We start from the raw sequence: 19,978 nt of genomic DNA on the forward strand, positions 1-19,978 counted from the left end.
TCAGTAGCGGGCGATCTGGCCGAACAGGTCGGCCGCGAACCGCACCAGCCGCGCCGCCAGCCCGCCGCCGAGGATCATCAGCACCGCGCCCACGGCGGCCAGCTTGACCGCCATCGGCAGGGTCTGGTCCTGGATCTGGGTCAGCGCCTGGATCAGCCCGACGATGATCCCCACCGCCGTCGCCGCGATGATCGCCGGCGCCGACAGCGTGAGGGTCAGGATCAGCGCGTGGTTGAGGGACTGGTAAAGCTCCATTCAGGCCCCCGGCACGTAGCTCATGACCAGCCCGTGGGTCAGCCGCGACCAGCCGTCCACGGCCACGAACAGCAACAGCTTGAAAGGCAGCGAGATCACCATCGGTGCCACCATCATCATCCCCATCGCGGTCAGGATGTTGGTGATCACCAGGTCGATGACGATGAACGGCAGGTAGAGCAGCACCCCGATCTCGAACGCGCGGGTCAGCTCGGCGGTGACGAAGGCGGGGGCGAGGATGAACAGGTCGTGCTCGGTGGGGCCGACGCCGGTCGCGGCGTGCATCTCTTGCGCGGCCTCGAGGAAGAAGGCGCGGTCGGTGGGCGTGGTGAGCCGGGTCAGGAAGGCGCGCACCGGCTCGAGCCCCTGCGAGAGCGCGCGCGGCAGCTCGGTCGGGTTGGTGAGCGACTCGAGGCTGATGCCGCTGTCGACCAGCGCCTGCTGGACCGCCGCCAGCACCGGCGACATGACATAGCCGGTCAGCACGATGGTCACGCCGTAGAGCACGAGGTTCGGCGGCGTCTGCTGGATGCCGAGCGCGCTGCGGACCAGAAACAACACCACGGCGATCTTGACGAAGGCGGTCAGGCTGATGACGAGGAACGGGACGATCATCAGCCCCGTGGCGGCCACCAGCAGCGGAAACGGGTTATCCATCCCCGAACAGCGTGATGATCTCGCAGGCTTTCTGGCCGGCGATGGTGGTGACCTGCCCGGTGCCGATGACCTGCCCGTTCAGGACCAGATCGACCGGCGCGCCGTCGGGCCGGTCGAGCGCGATGACGGTGCCGACCCCGGCCTGCCGCAGCTCGCTCAGCGTCAGCAGCGCCTCGCCGAGGCGAAAGGACAGCCGCAGTTCCAGATCGTCGAGCGCCGCGAGGGCGGGGGCGGGCGCGGCGGGCTGCGGGGCCTCGGGCGGCTGGGGGGCCTCGGGCGGCTGGGGCTGGCCCGGCGCGGCGCCCGGCGGGTCGAGAGAGGGCGGGGTGGGATCGGTCATCGCAAGCGTCTCGGTCAGGGAGGGGGAAGGTGCGGCAGCGTCGCGGCCCGCCGGCGCCGGGCGGCGCGGCGCGAAGGGCGCGGTCAGCCGCCAGAGGCCGGGGCCGGCGGCGGTGACGGGCGCGGTCAGCCGCCCCTCGACCACCGCCCGGGCGGGGCGGGGGGCGGCGTCGGGCGGCAGCATCAGCGCGTCGCCCGGGCGCAGGTCGCGCAGCTCGGCCAGCCGCAGGCTGAGGCTGTCGAGCTCGATCACCGTGCAAAGCGCGAGGTCCGGCATCTCGTCGCGCGGCCGCGCCCAGCGGTCGAGCGCCCCGGCCAGCCGCAGCGCCGCCGTGGGCGACAGCCGCAGCGCCAGCGGTTGCCGGCCGCGGGTGGGGGCCAGCGTCTCGACGCCCAGCAAGAGGGCCAACGGCTCGGGCACGTCGGGGCGCGCCGCCTGAAGCCGCTCGAACCGCAGCGACAGGCCGGTGAGCTGCTCGGCGGCGTCGAGCCAGGGGGTCAGCGCATCCTCGATGAGCAGCGCGGCGTCGGTCGGGGTCGCCGCGTCGAGCGGCAGGCCGGTCAGGCGGCGCAGCACCGGCCAGGGCAGCGCCACCGCCGCCGGGGCGCCGTCGACGGAAAGCGTCAGCCACGGCGCGCCCTCGGCGCCCTGCGGCTCGGGCCGCAGGTGCAGCGCGACGCTGCGCGCCCCGATCCGCAGGCTCAGCGGCCCGCGGCGGCGCATCAGCGCGTTCAGCGCCCGCGCCTGCCCGGCCGTAAGGCCCCGCGTGCGCCGGGTCAGCCGCAGGGGCGGGGCGTCGGGGGCGTCGGGGGCGGTCCCGGCATCGGCCCCCGCCGGAAGCCCCGGCAGGCGCGCGGCGCGCAGGTCGATCCCCAGCGGTGTCTCGGGCGCGCTCATGCGGATGTCCTTCGGGCGGCGAGGGGGCGCTCGTCCGCCTCGCGCTCGTCGCGCCGCTCGCGCGCGCGCAGGCGGGCGTCCTCGATGGGCGCGCGCAGGCGGTCGCGCTGGTCCAGCCGGCGCTCGGCTGTGGCAAGGGCCGCCTGCGCGGTCGCTACGTCGGCGCGCGCCGCCTCGATCATCAGGGCGGCGTCGGTCGTGGCGCGCTCGGCCGCGGCCTCGCGCGCGCGGTCGGCGGCAAAGGTGGTCAGCACCGCGTCGAGCGCGCCGCGCGCCTGCGCCGCCCGCAACAGCGGCGCGCGCAGCACCGCGCGGCGGGCGGCCTGATCCGCGGCCAGCGTGCGGGCGGCGCGGTCGGCGGCGTCGCGGGCGGCGACCGCCTCGACCAGCGCGGCGCGGGCGGCGGCAAGCTCGCCACGGGCGATGTCGCGGCGCATCCGCGCCAGCCGGACCAGCGCCCCGGTCTGCGCCAGACGGCGGGTGAGATGCGCCCCGCTCACGGCGCCACCCCCAGCGCGGCCAGCCGCGCCTGCGTTTCCGAGAGCGGGGAGTGGTCGCCCACGTCCTGACGCAGGAAGGCCTCGATCGCGGCGCGGCTGGCCAGCGCCGCGTCGGCCAGCGCGTCGCTGCCCTCGCGGTATTCGCCGACCTGGACGAGGATCTCGATCTCTTCCAGCTTGGCCAGCCGCGCGGTGACCTCGTGGCTGGCCGCGACCTGCGGGCGCGGGGCCACCGCGGGCATGACCCGGCTTTTCGAGCGCAGCACGTCGATCGCCGGATAATGCCCGCGCGCCGCGAGGTCGCGCGACAGCACGATGTGTCCGTCGAGCAGGCTGCGCATCTCGTCGGCGACCGGGTCGGCGGCGTCGTCGTCGCCCTCGACCAGCACGGTGTAGATGGCGGTGATCGCGCCCTGCCGGGTCTGGCCCGGCCGCTCGACCAGCCGCGGCAGCTGCGCGAAGGTCGAGGGGGGAAAGCCCCGCCGCACCGGCGGCTCGCCCGCGGCCAGCCCGATCTCGCGCAGGGCGCGGGCCACGCGGGTGGCGCTGTCGATGAGCAGAAGGACATTGCGTCCCTCGGCGCGGAAGGCCTCGGCCGCGGCGGTCGCGGTCAGCGCCGCCCGCAGCCGCTCGGGCGCCGAGCGGTCCGAGGTCGCCACCACCACCGCTGCCCGCCGCCGCCCCTCGGGGCCGAGGTCACGCTCGAGGAACTCGGCCACCTCGCGGCCGCGCTCGCCGATCAGGCCCAGCACCACGACGTCGGCCTGCGCGCCGCGGATGATCTGGCTAAGCAGCGTGGACTTGCCCACCCCGGCGGCGCCGAAGATGCCGATCCGCTGGCCGCGGCCCAGCGTCAGCAGCCCGTCGATGGCCCTGAGGCCGGTGACGAAGGGCGTGGCGATCACCGGCCGGTCGAGCGGCGCGGGCGGGTCGGCGTTCAGCGGCACCGTGCGGGGGATGGCCGGGCCGCCGTCGAGCGGGCGGCCGAAGGCGTCGACCACGCGCCCGAGCAGCGCCGGGCCCGCCGGTCCCAGCGGCTCGGCGCCGGTCGGCGTGACCTCGGTGCGCCCCGAGAGGCCGCGCACGTCGTCGGCGGGGGCGAGGATCGCCTGCTCGCCGTCGAAGCCGATGATCTCGGCGGTCATCTCGACCCGGCTGACGGGGTCGCGCAGCAGGCATTCCTCGCCGATCCGGCCGTCGGCGAGCTGGGCGTGCAGGACGCAGCCGGTGATCCGCGTGACCCGGCCCCGCAGGTCGAGCGCCGAGACCCGGCTGGCGCGGGCCCGCAGCGCATCGGCGAGCGAGGCGGTTTCGGGGCTCTCGGGCGCCTCGGGCAGGGGGGTGGGCGAGGTCACGCGCTGCCCTCGCGGTCAGGGGGTAGGGCGGGGGCCGGGGCGGGGGGCGCGGCGGGGGCGGCCGGGGTGCCCTCCTCCCACGCCTTCAGCGCCTGATCGGTGAGCGCGCGCAGGCCGATCTCGGCCGAGCCGTGGTCGCTGGTCAGCACCGCCCGCCCCGGCGCGAGCGCCGGATCGGGGTGCAGGCCCACGATCTCGGGCCCGGCCTCGCCCGCGTCGGCGGCGGCGCGGGTCACGGGGGCGATCACGTCGGGGGCGGCGAAGATGCGGCCCTTGCGGTGGTCGCGCATCTGCCGCAGCGCGGTCAGGGCGGCGTGATAGGTCGCCTCGTCCTCGGCAAACTCGCCGACGATGCGGCGCACGGTCAGCGCCACCATCCGCGCCAGCTCGGGCTCGAGCGCGGCGAGGCGCTGTTCGGCGGCGGCCTCGGCCCGGGCGATCATCCGGGCGGCGGCGCGCGCGCTTTCGCGCAGCGCCTTGCTGCGGGTGTCGCTGATCAGCGCGTCGGCGGCGCGGGCGGCGTCGGCCTCGGTCGCCTGCCGGGCGGCTTCGGCGGCGTGCAGGATGGCGTCGGCGCGGCGCAGCCGGTCCACCTCGGCGGCGCGCAGGATGCGGGGCGGGGGGGCCGCGCGGCTCATGCCGGGGCCTCGGCGGAGGGCAGGGCGCAGGCGGCGAGCGCTGCGTCGAGCGCGAGGTCCGGGCGCTCGGCGGGCGGGACGGCGGCGGGATCGGGGGGCAGCGGCGTGTGGCGGCGCGACCACGGCAGGCGCAGGCCGCGCGGGCCGCGGGCCGGGGACGGGGCGGCAGGGGGGGCCGTGTCGGCGGCCGGCGCGTCGCCGCCGCCCGGCCATTCGGCGGCGAGGACCGCCGGAAGCCTGCGCCGCCACGCCGCGTCGATCCGCCGCTCTGCGGCGCCGAGCGTCTCGGCGAGCGGCAGGGTCTCGGGCGGCAGCGCGAGGTGGCGGCGGGCGAGGGCGAAGGCCTGCGCCTCGTCCGCGACCAGCGCCCGCGCCTCGGCCCGCGCGTCGGGGGTGATGGCGAGCGCCAGCTGGTGCCCGGCCAGCACCGCCGCGGCCGCGGACCGCACCCGCTGCCCCTGCGCCGGATCGACGAGCGCCGCCACCGCCGGGTCGCAGGGGTCGAAGGCCGCCCCGAGGTCCGGCAGCCCGCCCGCCGCCCGTCCGGCCGCGCGACCGTCGGCGGCCAACCCCGAAAGACGCCACGCCCCGCGCCGGTTCTGCAACGCCGTCCGGGCGCGCGCCGCCGCGAGCGCCGCGCGCCGCCCGGCCAGCCGGTCCCCGCCCAGCGCAGCCTCGGGCGCGCCGCTCATGCCTCGCCCTCGCCCGGCAGCGCCGCGCCCGCGCGGCGGCGCAGCCGGGCGCGCAGCCACGGCAGCCCGGCGGTCAGGAACCCCAGCGCCGCCAGCGCCAGCAGCCCGCCGATCATCGCCCACAGCCGCGCCGCGCTGGCCGGATGCACCCACACGCCGGCCACGCTGACCAGCACCGGGGCCGCGACGCCCTGCGCGGCGGCCTCGGCCCGCGCCGGTTCGGCCGGCACCATCACCACGGTGATGTTGTCGTAAAGCAGCCCCTCGATCGAGTTTGCGACCAGCAGCTTGATCTGGGTGCTGTAGCTTTCCACGTTCGACCCCGGCGCGTAGCGCACGAAGACCGAGGCCGAGGACGGCTTGACGTCGCGGCCGAGCATGTCGGCCTCGGGCAGGACGACATGGATGCGCGCCGACTGCACGCCGTCGATCTCGGCGATGGTGCGCGACAGCTCCTGGCTCAGCGCATAGATCATCCGCGCCCGCTCTTCGGTGGGCGAGGAGACCAGCCCCTCCTTGCGGAACACGTCGCCCATGCTGTCGTAGGTCCGCGCCGGCAGGCCGCGCGCCTCGAGCAGGTCGACGGCCTCGGCGAAGCGCGCCTCGTCCACGGTGACGGTCAGGCCGGTCGTGCCCGGGGCCTTGGCGGCGGGGATGCCGCCCGCCGACAGCGCGGCGACCATCTCGTTCGCCTCACGCTCGGAGAGGCCGGTGTAGAGGTCGGTCTTGCAGCCGGCGAGCATCAGCAGCGCGGCCAGCGCCAGCGCCGCCGCGGGCAGGCGGCCGGGGCGGCCGGTCGGGGCCGGCGGGAACATCGGAACTGGCATGTGCGGTCCTGAGGGACCGCCCGGGCCGCCGGGCCGATCGCCCGGCGCGCTCAGGCGCCCTTGAGAAAACTGTTGAGGTTGTTGCCGAGGCTCGACGAGATCGACGTGGCCATCGAGAACTGGATGATCTGCCCCTGCAGTTGCAGCGCCACCTGCATCGCCTCTTGCGCGGCCTGAAGCTGCTGCGAGATGTCCGCCCCGGCCGAGACGGGGGCGGCCATCTGCGTCTCGACGGCGCGGGTGCCGGCCTCGAAACTGGCGTGCATCCGGCCGAGCCCTTGCAGCGCCTCGGTGGCGATGTCGCTCAGCTGCGGGGCGGGGGCGGGCACGGGCTGGGCCGGGACGGCAGAGAGGGCGTCGGCACCCAGGGCGGTGACAGCGGTGACCATCGGCAGGCTCCTTCAGCGGGGGCGGGGGTCAGGCGGGCCGGGGGACCGGGCGCTGACCGCGCGGGAGTGAGGGTGGCTTTCGCAGGGCGAGGCCGGGGGGTGGCGGGGCAGGGCGGCCGGCTCGCGCGCGGGTGCGCCGGGGCAGCGGCCGTCCCGGCGGGGCCGGGGGGCGGGGCCGTCCGGGGCTGCCGCCTCCGCCACCGGCCAGGCCGAGGCCCAGGGCGGCAAGACGGACAGGCCCGAACGGCATGGTGTTCGTGGCGGGGGAATGCACCGGCTGGTCAGGCCGGATGCGGGCGGCGCGGCGGCCGCCATCGAGGACCGCCGCGGCGAGGCGGCGGAAGGGGTTGGCGCAGTCGCCCCGGCCCCGGCCCGCGGCCCCGGCCATCCGCCGGCGCAGCAGCGCGCGCAGCAGCGGCGCGAAATCGCGCCGTCCGGTGCTGGCGGCATCTCGCCGTGAGGTGGGGGCGGGGGCGGTCATCGGCGTCGGTCTCTGGCCTGCGTGGTGCGCGTTTCGGGGGTCGGGGTCCGCGGCCGGGATCTGCCGGCAGCGGGTCGGGCGCGGGGCCGGCGGGCGGGGCCGGCGAGGGACGGGGCGCGGCGTCGGCCGGGACGGGGCAGGGGTCGGTGCTGGCGATCCGTGGCACCCGTCCCTCTGGCCTTGGCCGGCCCGTGTCAGTAGTTCGCGCCGCCGCCGATCGAGCCGGACAGGTCGCCCATCATGCCCACGAAGTTCATCACCCCCGACGCCACCGCCAGCGGCGGGAACGCCATCTTGAGCAGCGCGCCGAGCGGCGAGTTGAGGATGCCCGAGAACGCCTTGGCGATGTTCCCAAGCCCCGAGAAGATCTTGCCAACGCCACCGAGGGCCTTGCCGATCCCGCTAAGAAGTCCCATTGTTTTCAACTCCATGCCTTAGGTTGTTGTCCGCTGACCAATTGCTCCGGGGGGCGCGGACGAGACCCCGGATTCCGCCGCGAGCCCCGCGGGGCCCTGCGTCGTCTCATCGGCGCCGTTGACCAGAAGATCGGCGAAGGCCTCGGCGTGTCCGCCCTCGCCCCGCAGTTCCTCGGCCAGGCGGCGCGCTTCGGCCTGCTGGTTCTCCAGCACCTTGCACATGGCGAGCACCGCCTGCGCCTCGGCCTTGCCTTCCAGGTCCGAGGCGATGACCTCGGTCAGGATCCGGTCGGCCTCGGGGAAATCGCCGGCCACCATCTCGATCAGCGCCAGCCCGATGCGACCGGCGCCGAACTGCGGCATCCAGGTCGAGATCGCCTCGAACACCGGGCGCATGTCGGTGTCGATCCCGCGCATGACGCCGGAATACCCCGCCTCGATCAGCAGCTTCATGTCGGCGCGGTCGATCTGCATCGCGGGGTCCTTTCGGGCGTCGGCCGGGGGGTGGCGGGGGATCAGCGGGCGAGTTCGGGGAAGTCGCTCGCCAGCGAATCGAGCACGTCGCGGGCCTGGGCGGCGCGGGTCGTGGCGGTGCGGGCGGCGTCCTCGATCATCGCATAGCCGGCCTCGGGGTTGCCGTGGCCGATCAGGTGCAGGCCGCGGCCGATCCCGGCCAGCGCGTCCTGCGGATAGTGCTGCGACCAGGTGTCGAAGATCGGCATCAGCGGCGCCTCGACCCCGCGCTGCCCGGCCAGGATCGCCACGGCCATCATCAGGTGCAGATCGTCGATCTGGTCGGCGGTCGCGGCGGCTTGGGGCAGGCTCATCGACAGTCCTTTCTAGCGAAGGGGAACGGGAACGGCGCGCCGGTCGCCCGGCGGCACGGAAGAGGGGGGCGCGGGGTAGGGGGCGGCAGGATAGGGGGCCGCGGGATAGGCGGGGTCCGCGCTCCAGCCGCCCGCGCCCAACGGCCTGCGGCGGCGGCCGGGACCGCGGATGATGATCGGCAGCCGGTCGTCGGCCACCGCCTCGACCCCGGCGGCGAGCGCCGCCACCAGCTCGGCCACGGCGTCGGCGTAGCCCTGCGGGCCGACCACCCGGACCGCCTGCGCGTCGCCCGAGGCGACCAGCGGCCAGGCCGTCTCGTCCATCTGCAACGCCTGCATCTGCGCCCGCAGCTCGGACAGCGGCACGCCCTTGAGCGGGACCAGCCGGCTGACCAGCGCCGACGGCGGCTCGACATGGACGGCGGCGCCGTCGAACCACCAGACGATCTGCCCGCCCGTCGCGAGCGAATCGAGCACGTCGCGCAGCGTGCCCTCGGCGTTGGCGACGTTGACGCGCGTGCTCAGCCCCTCGGCGGCGATCATCGGGATGCCGGACCGCAGGGACATCTGGCGGATGACCTCACTCACGGCCACGTCCCTCGCCTCGTAGGGGAAGGGCTGGGCCAGCATGAGCAGGCCGAAGCTGTCGAGTTCACCCCGCACGCGGGCCGGGTCGGCGGGGGCTGTATCGTTGGGGAGAATGTCGGAAGGTCCGGCGTCCTGCGCCCGCGCCCCCCCGACCCCCGGTCCCGCCAGCCACAGGCACGCGAGGACCAGCGCCGCCGCGGCCCGTGAGGGTCGCGCCGCGGGCCCGCGGGGGGCCCGGCAAACGGGGCAGTCGGCAAAAGTCGCATGGTCGGGTCCGTTCATCTCGCGCGACCCAAGCCGATGAACGCGACAAATGAGTGACGGTCGGAGGGGTGAGTGACGGTCGATCGGCGGAATGCGGCCGATGCCTGCGCCTGTCATGCGGCCGACACGCAGGCGGCGTCGGATGGCGGCCGACAACAGTCGGTGATGCTATGCCCGCCATCCCCTCGCGCCCCGCGATACGCCTCGCCCTGACGCTGGCCCTTGCCACGCTGCCTGCCTCGGCCGGGCTCGGCGCGTCGGGCGGCGGTGCCCCGACGCTCTCGGCGGCGACGCTCGAGGCGCTGACCGACGACCTGCTGGCGCTGACGGATGGCGCGGAGGCCCCCGGCCGGGCGGCGGCGCGGGCCGAGCTCGCGGCGCTCGATGCGGCGCTCGGGGGGATGGACCCGACCCTGCAGCCGCTGCCTGCGGCGCTGGCGCAGGGGGCGGCGCTGGCCCGGCGGGCCGCGCATCCCGCCAGCCGCGCCGTCTTCGCCGACCTGACCCGCGACATGCTGGCCACCGCCCTGCGCGAGACGGGGGCCAAGGACGCCGGCCTGCTCGCCGCTTGGACGCGGCGCGACCCGATGCTGGCCGAGCTGGTGCCGGGGCAGGGGCTGAGCGCCGACGACCTCGAGGCCGGGCGCCGGCTTGCGGCGCTGGACCCCGAAGCGGGGCGCGTCACGGTGCAGGCGTTCTGGGACGCGCAGGCGGACGAGCCGGTGAACCGCGTCCTGCCGACAAGGATGGACGCCTGGACGGCGGGCGTGCTGGCCGCGTGGGACCGGCTCGACCCGGCCGAGCGGGGGCTGGCGGTGGGGGTGCTCGACCACAGCGCCGTGCCGCCGGCCGCGCTGCTCGAGGCGGTGATCGGCACCGTTGACGTGCTGGGTTGGCTCGGCGCGGTCGACCTGCCCCTGACCCCGGCCGAGCGCGCCGCGAGCCCCGAGCTGGTCGCCTACATGCAGGCGGGGGCCTTTGCCGGGCCGGTGCGCCCGCTCCTCGAGGCGCGGGCCGAGGCGATGGTCGCCGCAGGGGTCGGGGCGGGGGCCGGGGCGGGCGAGGCCGCCGATCAGCTCATGCGGCTCAACACCTGGTCGGCGATGACCGGCGAGATGCACAGCTGGGACGCCTACCGCTACATGACGCAGGGCTATTGAGCGGCGTCTTGCGGCGTCCGGCAGGCCCCGCCCGGCCTCAGTTCCAGGTCTTCGAGCTGACCTTGCGCGCGTCGCGCACCTTTCCCTCGGCGTCGAAGCGCACCAGTACGGCGGTGTATTCGCCGCCGAACAGCGTCGGGCCGGCCATGTAGGCCCACGAATCGGGGAAGCTCTGGTCCGGCTCGCCCAGCCGGGCGCGCACCTCGTCGCGGGGGGTGCCGGGCGGGATCTCGGCGATGGCGGCCTCGATCAGCGCAAAGCGCGGCTCGGACTGGTCGGCCTTGCCCGCGACGGCCACCCAGGCCGCGCGGTCAAAGGTCGTCGCGGTGCCGGTCGTCGCGGTGGCGGTGGCGGTGGCCGGCGTCTCGGTCGGGGGGGTGGGGCTCATCGCGCCGGCACTCTCAAGGCTCAGCGCCAGCAGGCTGGCGGCGATTGCGAGGGATGTCTTGGCCATTCGGTCTGTCCTGTCTGCGGGCCGGCGGGCGGCCCCGTGTCTGCGCGCCCCGGTCACGACCCGGTCCGGTCCTGCGCCGGGGCCGCGTTGTGGTTGGCGTTGCCCGGCAGCGCCGCGGTGCCGGGGGGCACGTTGCCATGCTCGCCCAGCTTCACGCGGTCGGACCACGCCAGCCGGTTCGAGCGGTCGATCACCACGAGGTCGCCGCGGTCCACCGCCTGCCGCACCAGCCGTTGCAGATCGGCGTCGGACGCGCCGGGGTTCTCGGTCGCGATCTTGCGGCCGACCTCGTTGTTGTAAAGGTCCATCGCCTCGCGCGGGCCGGGGTTCTCGGGCAGCCGCTCGTGGGCGGTGGCATATTCGCGGGTCCACTCGGCGCCGAACTGCTTCGTCATCCGGGCATTCCACAGCGCGTGGCGATAGGCGTCCACGTGGCCGTCGTTGCTCCACGCGGAATCGTCGCCGCGGTAGCCGGCCGGGCGCGCGAAGGCCGCCACGGCGTCGGTGCCGGTGGCCTTGGTGAGCTTGGCCCAGTCCATCTGCTGCAGCTCGCCCAGCCGGTTCAGCGCCGCCGCCTCGGAGGCGGGGATGCCCTTGCGGTCGAGCTGGCGCAGCTGGTCGTTGGTGTTCGACCCGCTGAGCCCGTCGAGCGCGCGGGTGCCCCATTCGGCCGGCCCGCTCAGCGGGCTGTCGAGCAGCCGCGGCTTCCAGTCGGCGGTGCCGGCGTCGGCGTTGGTCTGATAGCGCGCCAGCACGTCATCGAGCCGGGCGCGTCCGGGGACGTCGTTCGCGGTTCCGCTGGGGGCGGCGGGCGGGGCCGCGGCGTCGGGGGACGGCGCGGGGGCGGGCGACGGGTTGGCGGGGGACGGCGCGGGTGTCGGGCCGCCGGACGCTCCCGGCCCGACTGGCACGCCGGGCGTCACCGATGCACCCGGCGCCACGGGTCCGCCCGGCACCCCCGGCCCGCCCGGCACCCCCGGCGTCACCGATCCCCCCGGCGTGACCGAACTGCCGTCGATACCGTTGCGGCCCTGCGAGCGGCTGTCCACCGAGGGCGCGCCGGGCTTGCCCGGCTCGGCGGGGGTCTCGACCCGCTCGCGGGCGGGGCCGCGGGCGCTGCCCGGGACATAGACCGTGTCGCCCTTGAAGATCAGCGACGGGTTCTCGAGGTGGTCCTTGTTGGCGGCGACCGTCGCCTCGAAGTCCCAGCCGTGCTCGCGGGCGAGGTTCCAGAGGTTGTCGTCCTTGCGGACCTTGATCTGGTCCATGCGGTTGTATTCGGCGGTCGGGTTGATCCGGCCGGTGGCGTCCATCGCCCCGGTCGCGGAATCGTGGCGCGCCAGCAGGTCGGCGCGGACCCAGCCGGCCACCGGCTTGTCGTCCTTGTCCGTGCCGCGCACCTGCATCCACGCCTGCCCGTCGGCGGCGGTCCGGCGCCCGCCCGCGTCGCGCAGGAAGCTGCCCGACTGGACGACGCCCTGGGGCTCGCCCTCGGGCGCCGCGCGCACGACGGCGCCGGCGTAGGGCTGGACCGCATAGGTCTTGCCGTCGTCGGCGGGCGCGGGGGGCGTGCGCCACTCGACGCCGCCGGGGGTGCCGGGCTGGTCCGGACCGCCGGGCTGGACGGTCAGCTCGCGCCGGCCGACGACGTCGTTGACGCCGACCGTGACGATGGCCGTCGCCTCGACATCCAGCACCACCGCGTCCAGCTTGACGCCGGGCTGGACGTCGGTCCCCGACCGCTCGATCGTGTCGGCGCGCAGGTCCAGCCGGGCGCCGGCGGTGCGGGCCGCATCCTCGAACCGGCCCTCGAACAGCTGCCCGGCGGCGGCGCGCAGCCGGGTCGGGTCGTTCAGCTCGAGCCGCTCGGTCACCACGTTGCTGTCCCCGCGCGAGGGGTCGGTCAGCCCCTGGTCGCGCCATTCCAGCCGGTTCTCGACCGCCACCCCCTCGAGCTTCAGCCCGCCGTTCGTCCCCGACATCGCGTCCGCCTCGGGCACCGGGCGCCCGCCGGCCGAGCGCGTCGGGTCCTGCCCGTCGGCGGCAAAGCTGTAGCGCAGGCTGGCCGTGGTGCGGGCGTTGGCCAGTTCCAGCCGGTTGTCGGCCTTGAGCGTCAGCATGTCGGCGCCGGCGAAGGTCGCCTTGCGGTTCGCCCGCTCCTTGGCGGACAGCCGCAGGCCGCTGCTGACCGAATAGGTGACCGAGCCGTCCTTGCCGTCCACCGGCATCTCGACCCGGCGCGAGATCTGCTGGGTGCCGTCCACCCGCCCCTCGAGCGCCCCGTCGAGCAGCTTGAGGTCGCCCTTGACCTCGGCTGCGAGCCGCGTGCGCGAGCCGATGGTCGTCTCATAGGCGGTGACGTGGTCCTTGAGGAACGTCATGTCCTCGGGGCTGACCCCGGCGACCTTGCTGGACAGCCTGCCCGGCGCGCCGTCGCGGTTCAGCGGGTTGGCGACCGGGTTGTCGCCGCCGCCCGACAGTGCCTGGCCGCGCACCGGGATCGGCGCGGCCGAGGCCGCCATGTCCATCGCGTCGTCCAGCAGGTCGGCGCGCTGCAGCCGCTGCAGCGTCTCGCCCGCGCGGATCGCCTCGTCGCGGGTCTTGAAGCGCATCTCGACCACGTCGGCGCCCTGCACCCCGGCCTCGGCCTTGAGGTTGACGCCGCCCGGCGCCTTGCCGCCCGCGCCGCCGGCCTTGCCGCCCTTCGCGCCCTTGATCGTGTCGGTGCCCGCTTCGCCCACGGCGGCGAGCAGCGAATGCTTGTCGTAGCGCACCGTATAGCTGCTGTCGGGGGCATCGCTGTCGCGGCGCACCTCGATGGTCGAGCCGAGCTGCGCCTTGGGGCCGACCTTGAAGGCGCGGATGTTGCCCAGCACCTTCGCCTCGGGCGTCAGGCGCAGGGTGGTGGAATCGCCCGCGCTGTTCAGCTTTTCGATGCCGCCGCGCACCGACAGGCCGTCGGCGGTGCCGGTCACCCCCGCCTTGACCCCGTCCACGACGCCCGACCCGGTGCGGTCCGCGCCCGCCCGCGCGCCCGCGTGGCCGGCGGGCGAGAGGCTCGCCTGCCGCTGCGGCTGGGCGGGCGACGCCGGCGAGGCGTGCCGGGGGGCGGCGGGCGTCGGCGCAGGGGGCGGGGCGGGCGGCTTCGGCAGCGGTTGCGGCGCGGGCGGGCGCGCGAAGCTGCGCAGTCGGTCGCGGAGTCCGTCAAGCATGGTCCAGTCCCCCTCGTGGGCTCGGGCGTGGCATCGGCAGGGCGGCGCCGCCGGTCGCTTCCGGCGGGCGCGTTCTGGACCGGGACGCTCGGGCGCGTCGGTAAACGTCGTGCATCGGGACGATGGCTGTTTCGTGACAACCATATGGCATCGGCGGATTTTTGCCCGGATCGGCGGCGCGCGGCCGAGGCAAGCCCCGGCTGTCGCACGGGCGACATATGGGCGGCTTAACCGGGGCGGGACTCGTCGCCACAGGACCGGTGCCCCCATGCTCGATGGACTTCTTTCTGCCGTCCGCAGCCGCCTGAAATCGAGCGCCGCGCCGCCGCCCGCGCGGCCCGCACCCCCGCCTGCACCTCCGGCCCCGCCCCGCCCGCCCGCGCGGGCCGAGGGCGCGCCGCGCCCGCCGGCGACGCCCGCCCCGGTGGCCGGCCCGCGCCTGCCCGCCAAGCCCGCGCCGGCGCCCGTGGCGGCGCCCGAGATCACCCCCGAGCGGTCGGCCCGGATCGACGCCTTCGTGCGCGACAACGCCACCCATCGCGGCGGGTTCTTCAACGACAGCGACGGCGGCACCCGCACCGGCCGCGCGCTGAGAGGCGAATCCGACCTCGGCGCGCTGACCGCGGCCGAGCGCGACGCGCTCGCCGCGCGGGCGGCGCAGGCGTGGCTGGGGCAGGACCGCGGGCCCTCGACCGAAAACGTCACCGAGGCGGCGGCCGAGGTCAGCCGCGACCCCGGCGCCCGCGCCGCGCTCGCCCGCGCGCTCGCCAGGCCCGAGATGGATAAGCAGGCGATCTATGCCCGCGGCGGCACCACCATCGCCGCCCCCGACCACGGGCCCAAGGTCCACCACATGCTGCAGACCGCGCTGCGCAGCGACGCCGCGGCCGTGGTCGCGGCCCATCCGGGGCTCGAGCCGCAGATCGGGCGGCTGGCGCAGGGGATGCCAGCCGACATCCGCGCCGGGCTCTGGTCGCTCGCCGCAGACGGCGGTCGGCTGGACCCGGCGCAGTCCGAGCGGCTGACCACCGCGCTCTTCATGTTCGAGGATGGCAGCGGCGCGCGGACCGCCGAGGGCCGGACCCGCATCGCGCAGGCGCTGGCCAATGCCGCGGCGCCCGGCGACGGCGACGCCGACCGCATCGTGCGCGAGCAGACGGCGCGCAACATCTCGGGCGCGCTCGACCATGACGCGCCGCGCGGGATGCTTTTCGACCAGAAGACCGCGCCCGAGCTGCGGCTCTGGGCGCTGGGGCAGGTCTCGGGCGCGCGCGGCACCTGCACCAACCCCTCGTCCTTCCGCGACGGCTGGGAGTCCGAGGCGATCTCGCGCGCCTATGCGGCCGAGGTCACGGACGCCTATCGCACGCGCGGCACCGCGCCCCAGACGCTGGGCGGCGAGGCGCTGCGCAACACCGTCGGGCAGGCGATGGGGATCGCCCCCGACCAGTTGCCGCAGGGCGAGCTGACCGAGGACTTCCTGCAGCGGGGCCTGGGCAACCGGTTCTATTCGGCGGGCGGCCGGAACGAGGCGATCGACCGCGTGGCCGGGCAGATCGCCAGCCTCGGCGGCCCCGAGTCCCGCGTCACCGTGGTCCCCGTCACCGTCACCAGCCGCGACGAGGGCGCCGCGACCGTCCCCGTCTTCCGGGTCGAGGACAAGGCGACCGGCGAGGCGCGCTTCGTCGATCACGGCGGCCGCACCTACCGCGACCTCGCCGACTGGGAGGAGAACAACACCCTGCCCGAGGGCCGGATGACCTATGCCGCGGGGCTCGACCTCAAGGCGGGCGAGCTGACCCACCGCAACACGCCGGGCGTGGTGGACAGCTTCGCCGAGGGCTTCGGCAAGGTCGTGGACGGGGTCGCCATCGGGGTCGGGATCGTCGCCGCGGGGGCGCTGATCGTGGGCACCGGCGGGACCACCGCGCCGCTGGTCGCGGCGGGGGCGGCGGGCCTCTGGACCGCCGGGCGGGCCGGGCAAGAGCTGCACGACATGGCCACCCACGGCCAGGACATCGGCGATCTGAGCGATCCCGCCGTCCGGGCCAACTGGCTCGAGGTCGCGGCCGGCGTGCTGTCGGTCGGGGCGATCGGCGGCGGGCTGCGGCTCGCCTCGCAGGGGGCGAAGGCCTCGCCCGCCTTTGCCCGCGCCGTGACCGGCACGGCGCTTGCGGCCGATGTGGCCGATGGGGCGACCATCGCCGACCAGTCGGTGCAGATGGCGCAGAACTGGGACCGGATGTCGGGCGCCGACCGGGCGGCCGGGCTGCTCAACATCGCCTTCTGGGGCGGGATGGGGGTGGCCGCGCACCGCGCCGGGGGGCTGGCGCCCAACGGCACCGACGGGCTGTCCTTCGCCGGGCTCGACCAGCGCATCCGCAGCGGCGGGCCGCTGGATGCCTCGGGCGTGCCGGTCCAGCCGGGCGTGGGGCTCGCGCCGGGCGAGATGCGGGTCGCCTATGACATCCGGAACGGCCGCGCTCGCGACATCCGCATCGAGCATGGCGCGGGGCCGATCGACCCTGCAGCGCTTGCGCTGCACCAGCGGACCGCCGTCCAGCTCGGCCAGGCGGGCAGCCTGCGCGACCGGCTGCGCGGCCTGCTGGCCGGCAAGCCGCAGCCCGAGGTCGGCTCGGCCGCGCACGAGGCGGGGCTGGAGCTCGACAAGATCGAGCGCGAGGCGCTGGCCATCGGCGACGCCGCCGAGCGCGACCTGACCCCCGCCGCGCGCAACGCGCTCGCCGTCCGCCAGCGCGAGCTGGACCAGGCGATCCGGCGCGAGACGGGGCGGCTCGAGTCGCCCTACGCCTCGGCCCGCGGCTTCATCGCGGCGCCCCGCTCGCTCACCGAGCTGCTGGATCACTATGCGGCGCGCGGCGACATCGACCGGGCGGTCCCCGCGCATCTCGCCGCGCTGACCGCGCCCGCGGCGACGGCGACGGCGCGCGTCGACTATGGCAGCCTCAATGCGCTGGGGCAGGCGCAGGGGATCGAGGCGACGATCACCCCCGCGATGCTCGACACCGGCGGCCACGCCAGCCGCAACGTCCGCCCGCCGGGGTTCGAGGGTGGCCCGCATAACCACTCTCGTGGGCATTTGTTGGCAAATATGCTGGGGGGGTCGGGCACCGATCCACGCAACTTCGTGATGCTCTATCAAAATGCCGCCAACTCTCCGGTCATGCGTGACTTCGAGCAGCACGTTTACGACGCGGTGAGTGCCGGCGAGGTGGTGAACTACAAGGTGACGCCGGTCTACGAAGATGGACAGCCTCACCCCACCGCCGTAGTCCTGCAGGCCGAAGGCTCGGAAGGGCTGAGCATCGGCATCACCATCCACAACCGCAACGGCCAAGAGGAGTAAGGGTCATGGACTGGTCGGCCGAACTTCGCAGCGCCCTGCCGCCACCCGCGCACGTTGCCGCCGCGCCGTCGGCTGCGGATTGGGCGGCGGCCGAGGCGGCGCTGGGGGTCACCCTGCCTGCGGATTACAAGCAGTTCCTGTCGGAATGGGGTCCGGCGCAGGTCGGCGCGTTCTTCTATACGCTGTCGCCCGGCCACCCCAACCGCGTCGTCGAGCTGGTGGAGAAGGCCCGCTACGTCACCCATGCCCTCGGCACCCTCAAGGCCCATCACCCCCGGACCTACACCGCGCCGGTGTTCCCCGATGAGGGTGGTTTCCTCGCCTGGGGCCTGACGGACAACGGCGATTTCCTGGGCTGGATGGTGACGGGCGGCGATCCCGCGGCGTGGCCCGCCGCCGTCTGGGGGGAAGAGGAGGGGACGCCCGAGGTCTTCGAGGGCACCGGCTTCGGGGCGCTTATGGCCGGGATCGTGACCGGGACGATCCGCCCGGCGGCGTTTCCCGCGGATGTGTGGGACGAGATGCCGCTGGCCATGGAGCCGCTGGCGTCCGAGTGAGGAGGGGGAGCGGGCGGCGATTGGCGCCGCGCCCCTTCTTGAACGGCGCCGGCCGGGGGGTCAGACTGGTCGCCGGCCTTGACGACGGCGGTGGCAGAGGGGGCAAAGCCCAACTTGGCAGCGCGGTGGTTCGCCTGCGCCGGTGAGCCAGGCGCTTAAGGAAGTCAGGCACTCACCTCTTGTGTCCCGAAGGCCAGCAAGCAACCACGGCTCACGGCTCACGGCTCACGGCTCACGGCTCACGGCTCACGGCTCACGGCTCACGGCTCACGGCTCATGGCTCATGGCTCATGGCTCATGGCTTACGGCGCCGCCCTCACCCCGCCGCCACGTCCGGCACCGGGTCCGCGAGCCGCGCCAGGGACCGCGGCAGGCGGGGCCGGAAATCCTCCCACCAGATGCGGCCGCGGCGGCGTCGGGAGGTCTCGAGCGCCTCGCGCAGAACCGCGCCGCCGATCCGGGTGCCGATGTCGCAGGCGGCGGTGATCCCTTGCACGAAGGGTCGGTCGTGCATGAGGTACGGAATCGCCCCCATGTAAACCCGCGCGTCATAAGCGGGGGCGCCGAGCAGGCGGTAATCCTCGTCCACGTCCAGCACGTCGACGCCGGCGGCCAGCAGGGATTCGCGCAGCGTCGGGAAGGGCAGGTCGTCGGCCTCGAGCGGCTTCTGGCCGCGGGCGTCCACGAACACCTCGAACGTCAGCGGGCCGGCGGCGGTGTCGAGCGTGGTGCCCTCGTCGGACTGCTGCATCGTCCAGTCGCTGCCGATTGCGCGGATCGACAAGAGCCCCGCGTCGTGCAGCGCGAGAAGCCGGCGGATCGATTCCGGCGGGACGGCGGCATAGTTGTCCACGAAAACGGGCTTCAGCGACGCCTCGAACCGGGCGCGGTCGCGGTCGGACATCTGCTCGACCAGCCCCTCAACGGGCTCGTGCATCCGCAGGATCGCGTAGCGCCACGGGACCGTGCGGCGGGCGTCGTGGTTGGCCTCGGCCTCGGCGAGGTTGCGGCGGGCCCAGTCGAACGGCTCGCTCTGCTTGCGGGCGCGGAAATACCGTGCGGCAAAGTCGTCCACGGTGGCATTCGTCAGGTCCAGCGCCGCGGCGTAGCCCGGGTCGGCCAGTTCCAGCTCGGCCCGGAACAGGTCGAACGCCGAGTCGAGCAGGTGGTCGCTGCCCGCCAGCCCCGCCAGCGTGGCGGGGGTCATGACCCTGAGCGGCTCGTAGGGGATCGGGCAGTAGAAATCCGCCTCGGGCAGAAGCCCGGCCCGCGACATCATCGTGATCGACAGGGCGGGGTTGGCGCCCGGATCGCTCGGCTCGAAGCGCAGGGCCTCGCCGCGGCCCTGCACGAAGCGGCCGTGCTGGGTGGCGATCGCCATCGTCGCGTCGATGGCGCTGAGCGAGGTGCCGAGGATGCCGACCCGGCAGGCCGGGATATGCGTGTCGAGCAGCCCCGACCACGGGCTCGGGAAATAGCGCCGGGTCTCGTCGTCGTCGGGGAAGAGGTGGCCGGTGGCGAGGATGACCTTGTCGAAGGGATCCTCGACCTCGCCCCGGTCGGTGACGATCTGCAACCGCCCGTCGGCGCGGGGGCGGATGTCGGTGACCTCGGTGCGCTCGCGCAGCTCGACCTTGTGGCCGAGCGCCTCGGCCTGGTGGACCAGCTCGTTGAACTCGTCGCGGTAATAGCGGCCCAGCATGAGGCGCGGGGTGAAGTCGCGGTCGTCGATGTCGTGCGGGTCGATGCCGTGGCTGCGCAGCAGCGCGTGGGTCTGGGCGCGCAGCCAGTCGAGATAGCTGCGGGTGACCGGCGGGATCTCGATGCTGGCGATGTTGGCCAGCATCACCGCGCTGGCGGTGTCGTCCGAATAGGGCATCCCCACGCCCGCGTCCGCGCCCTTCTCGAACAGCCAGATGGTGACGGCCTCGGCGCTGCGGACCGTGGCCAGCGCCTTGAAGGCGTAAACGCCGGTCGGGCCGGTGCCGACGAGGGCGATGTTGATCATCCGACGCGCCTTTCATCGTCTCTGCTCAGGAGCGGTGAACGCGCCGGGGCGGCCAACGGACGCCTGGGGCGGCAAATGTTAGCCTGCGTCATGT

The 19,978-nt window shown here is 75.1% G+C and carries 20 protein-coding genes; 4 read left to right on the top strand and 16 right to left on the bottom strand.

Annotated elements, in window-relative coordinates:
- From sctS to BLW17_RS13445, 9 genes are all read right to left on the bottom strand, one after another.
- On the bottom strand, positions 1-255 hold the full coding sequence (gene sctS / locus BLW17_RS13405) for a type III secretion system export apparatus subunit SctS (protein ID WP_036705276.1): 255 nt from the start codon (positions 253-255) through the stop codon (positions 1-3).
- Complete coding sequence (sctR, locus tag BLW17_RS13410; protein ID WP_036736741.1) at positions 256-912, bottom strand: type III secretion system export apparatus subunit SctR; 657 nt, start codon at positions 910-912, stop codon at positions 256-258. It abuts the gene before it with no gap.
- The gene (locus tag BLW17_RS13415; protein WP_074826833.1) at positions 905-2,149 is read right to left on the bottom strand and encodes a FliM/FliN family flagellar motor switch protein; all 1,245 of its coding nucleotides are present in this window, start codon (positions 2,147-2,149) and stop codon (positions 905-907) included. The genes sctR and BLW17_RS13415 overlap by 8 nt, the downstream gene beginning before the upstream one ends.
- The gene (locus tag BLW17_RS13420; RefSeq protein WP_074826836.1) at positions 2,146-2,649 is read right to left on the bottom strand and encodes a hypothetical protein; all 504 of its coding nucleotides are present in this window, start codon (positions 2,647-2,649) and stop codon (positions 2,146-2,148) included. Before BLW17_RS13420 ends, BLW17_RS13415 begins: the two co-directional genes overlap by 4 nt.
- Positions 2,646-4,004, bottom strand: a complete 1,359-nt coding sequence (locus tag BLW17_RS13425; RefSeq protein ID WP_083388378.1) for a FliI/YscN family ATPase — start codon at positions 4,002-4,004, stop codon at positions 2,646-2,648. The genes BLW17_RS13420 and BLW17_RS13425 overlap by 4 nt, the downstream gene beginning before the upstream one ends.
- The gene (locus tag BLW17_RS13430; RefSeq protein WP_074826839.1) at positions 4,001-4,642 is read right to left on the bottom strand and encodes a hypothetical protein; all 642 of its coding nucleotides are present in this window, start codon (positions 4,640-4,642) and stop codon (positions 4,001-4,003) included. Before BLW17_RS13430 ends, BLW17_RS13425 begins: the two co-directional genes overlap by 4 nt.
- Positions 4,639-5,334: a hypothetical protein gene (locus tag BLW17_RS18180; RefSeq protein ID WP_074826841.1), complete on the bottom strand. Its 696-nt coding sequence runs from the start codon at positions 5,332-5,334 to the stop codon at positions 4,639-4,641. The genes BLW17_RS13430 and BLW17_RS18180 overlap by 4 nt, the downstream gene beginning before the upstream one ends.
- The gene (gene sctJ, locus BLW17_RS13440) at positions 5,331-6,149 is read right to left on the bottom strand and encodes a type III secretion system inner membrane ring lipoprotein SctJ (RefSeq protein ID WP_074826843.1); all 819 of its coding nucleotides are present in this window, start codon (positions 6,147-6,149) and stop codon (positions 5,331-5,333) included. Before sctJ ends, BLW17_RS18180 begins: the two co-directional genes overlap by 4 nt.
- 62 nt (positions 6,150-6,211) lie before the next feature.
- On the bottom strand, positions 6,212-6,550 hold the full coding sequence (locus BLW17_RS13445; protein ID WP_074826846.1) for a hypothetical protein: 339 nt from the start codon (positions 6,548-6,550) through the stop codon (positions 6,212-6,214).
- A 268-nt stretch (positions 6,551-6,818) separates the two neighbouring features.
- Between BLW17_RS13445 and BLW17_RS18185 the strand changes: the two genes are divergently transcribed.
- A complete protein-coding gene (locus BLW17_RS18185) occupies positions 6,819-7,010 on the top strand; it encodes a hypothetical protein (protein WP_074826851.1) in 192 nt (63 codons plus the stop codon).
- A gap of 215 nt (positions 7,011-7,225) precedes the next feature.
- Here BLW17_RS18185 and BLW17_RS13455 read toward each other — a convergent pair whose 3' ends face one another.
- The 4 genes from BLW17_RS13455 to BLW17_RS13470 are packed head-to-tail and all read right to left on the bottom strand — an operon-like array spanning position 7,226 to position 8,937.
- Entirely contained in the window at positions 7,226-7,447 is a 222-nt protein-coding gene (locus tag BLW17_RS13455) for a hypothetical protein (RefSeq protein ID WP_074826854.1), read from the bottom strand.
- Positions 7,448-7,465: 18 nt separating this feature from the next.
- Positions 7,466-7,921 carry an HrpB1 family type III secretion system apparatus protein gene (locus BLW17_RS13460; protein ID WP_074826857.1) on the bottom strand — a complete coding sequence of 152 codons (456 nt, stop codon included), beginning with the start codon at positions 7,919-7,921 and terminating at the stop codon, positions 7,466-7,468.
- Between the two features lie 41 nt (positions 7,922-7,962).
- Positions 7,963-8,274, bottom strand: coding sequence for a hypothetical protein (locus BLW17_RS13465; protein WP_074826860.1), 312 nt, complete (start codon positions 8,272-8,274; stop codon positions 7,963-7,965).
- Positions 8,275-8,286: 12 nt separating this feature from the next.
- Positions 8,287-8,937, bottom strand: coding sequence for a hypothetical protein (locus tag BLW17_RS13470; protein WP_074826863.1), 651 nt, complete (start codon positions 8,935-8,937; stop codon positions 8,287-8,289).
- A gap of 359 nt (positions 8,938-9,296) precedes the next feature.
- Here BLW17_RS13470 and BLW17_RS13475 point away from each other — a divergent pair, with 359 nt between their 5' ends.
- A complete protein-coding gene (locus BLW17_RS13475; RefSeq protein ID WP_074826866.1) occupies positions 9,297-10,286 on the top strand; it encodes a hypothetical protein in 990 nt (329 codons plus the stop codon).
- Between the two features lie 37 nt (positions 10,287-10,323).
- Here the strand turns inward: BLW17_RS13475 and BLW17_RS13480 are convergent, their stop codons facing one another.
- Positions 10,324-10,740, bottom strand: a complete 417-nt coding sequence (locus BLW17_RS13480; protein ID WP_074826869.1) for a hypothetical protein — start codon at positions 10,738-10,740, stop codon at positions 10,324-10,326.
- 53 nt (positions 10,741-10,793) lie between these two features.
- On the bottom strand, positions 10,794-13,952 hold the full coding sequence (locus BLW17_RS17885) for a DUF6973 domain-containing protein (RefSeq protein WP_074826872.1): 3,159 nt from the start codon (positions 13,950-13,952) through the stop codon (positions 10,794-10,796).
- 424 nt (positions 13,953-14,376) lie between these two features.
- Between BLW17_RS17885 and BLW17_RS13490 the strand changes: the two genes are divergently transcribed.
- Together BLW17_RS13490 and BLW17_RS13495 are read left to right on the top strand one after the other, a co-directional pair.
- Positions 14,377-17,319 carry a DUF4781 domain-containing protein gene (locus BLW17_RS13490; protein WP_211656943.1) on the top strand — a complete coding sequence of 981 codons (2,943 nt, stop codon included), beginning with the start codon at positions 14,377-14,379 and terminating at the stop codon, positions 17,317-17,319.
- 5 nt (positions 17,320-17,324) lie between these two features.
- The gene (locus BLW17_RS13495) at positions 17,325-17,876 is read left to right on the top strand and encodes an SMI1/KNR4 family protein (protein ID WP_036736222.1); all 552 of its coding nucleotides are present in this window, start codon (positions 17,325-17,327) and stop codon (positions 17,874-17,876) included.
- Between the two features lie 316 nt (positions 17,877-18,192).
- On the opposite strand, the gene BLW17_RS13500 is transcribed toward BLW17_RS13495, so the two are convergent.
- Positions 18,193-19,884 (bottom strand): FAD/NAD(P)-binding protein, encoded by a 1,692-nt coding sequence (locus BLW17_RS13500; protein ID WP_074826877.1) that lies wholly within the window; start codon positions 19,882-19,884, stop codon positions 18,193-18,195.
- Between the last annotated feature and the right edge of the window lie 94 nt (positions 19,885-19,978).

It is taken from the genome of Paracoccus sanguinis (assembly GCF_900106665.1).
Classification (GTDB): domain Bacteria; phylum Pseudomonadota; class Alphaproteobacteria; order Rhodobacterales; family Rhodobacteraceae; genus Paracoccus; species Paracoccus panacisoli.

Excerpts from the sequence above, each read along its gene's own strand:
- sctR (WP_036736741.1), bottom strand. The coding sequence starts at position 912 with ATGGATAACCCGTTTCCGCTGCTGGTGGCCGCCACGGGGCTGATGATC.
- BLW17_RS13500 (WP_074826877.1), bottom strand. The coding sequence starts at position 19,884 with ATGATCAACATCGCCCTCGTCGGCACCGGCCCGACCGGCGTTTACGCC.
- BLW17_RS13465 (WP_074826860.1), bottom strand. The coding sequence starts at position 8,274 with ATGAGCCTGCCCCAAGCCGCCGCGACCGCCGACCAGATCGACGATCTG.
- BLW17_RS17885 (WP_074826872.1), bottom strand. The coding sequence starts at position 13,952 with ATGCTTGACGGACTCCGCGACCGACTGCGCAGCTTCGCGCGCCCGCCC.
- BLW17_RS13455 (WP_074826854.1), bottom strand. The coding sequence starts at position 7,447 with ATGGGACTTCTTAGCGGGATCGGCAAGGCCCTCGGTGGCGTTGGCAAG.
- BLW17_RS18185 (WP_074826851.1), top strand. The coding sequence starts at position 6,819 with ATGCACCGGCTGGTCAGGCCGGATGCGGGCGGCGCGGCGGCCGCCATC.
- BLW17_RS13430 (WP_074826839.1), bottom strand. The coding sequence starts at position 4,642 with ATGAGCCGCGCGGCCCCCCCGCCCCGCATCCTGCGCGCCGCCGAGGTG.
- BLW17_RS13445 (WP_074826846.1), bottom strand. The coding sequence starts at position 6,550 with ATGGTCACCGCTGTCACCGCCCTGGGTGCCGACGCCCTCTCTGCCGTC.
- sctJ (WP_074826843.1), bottom strand. The coding sequence starts at position 6,149 with ATGTTCCCGCCGGCCCCGACCGGCCGCCCCGGCCGCCTGCCCGCGGCG.
- BLW17_RS13475 (WP_074826866.1), top strand. The coding sequence starts at position 9,297 with ATGCCCGCCATCCCCTCGCGCCCCGCGATACGCCTCGCCCTGACGCTG.
- sctS (WP_036705276.1), bottom strand. The coding sequence starts at position 255 with ATGGAGCTTTACCAGTCCCTCAACCACGCGCTGATCCTGACCCTCACG.
- BLW17_RS13415 (WP_074826833.1), bottom strand. The coding sequence starts at position 2,149 with ATGAGCGCGCCCGAGACACCGCTGGGGATCGACCTGCGCGCCGCGCGC.
- BLW17_RS13495 (WP_036736222.1), top strand. The coding sequence starts at position 17,325 with ATGGACTGGTCGGCCGAACTTCGCAGCGCCCTGCCGCCACCCGCGCAC.
- BLW17_RS13480 (WP_074826869.1), bottom strand. The coding sequence starts at position 10,740 with ATGGCCAAGACATCCCTCGCAATCGCCGCCAGCCTGCTGGCGCTGAGC.
- BLW17_RS18180 (WP_074826841.1), bottom strand. The coding sequence starts at position 5,334 with ATGAGCGGCGCGCCCGAGGCTGCGCTGGGCGGGGACCGGCTGGCCGGG.
- BLW17_RS13460 (WP_074826857.1), bottom strand. The coding sequence starts at position 7,921 with ATGCAGATCGACCGCGCCGACATGAAGCTGCTGATCGAGGCGGGGTAT.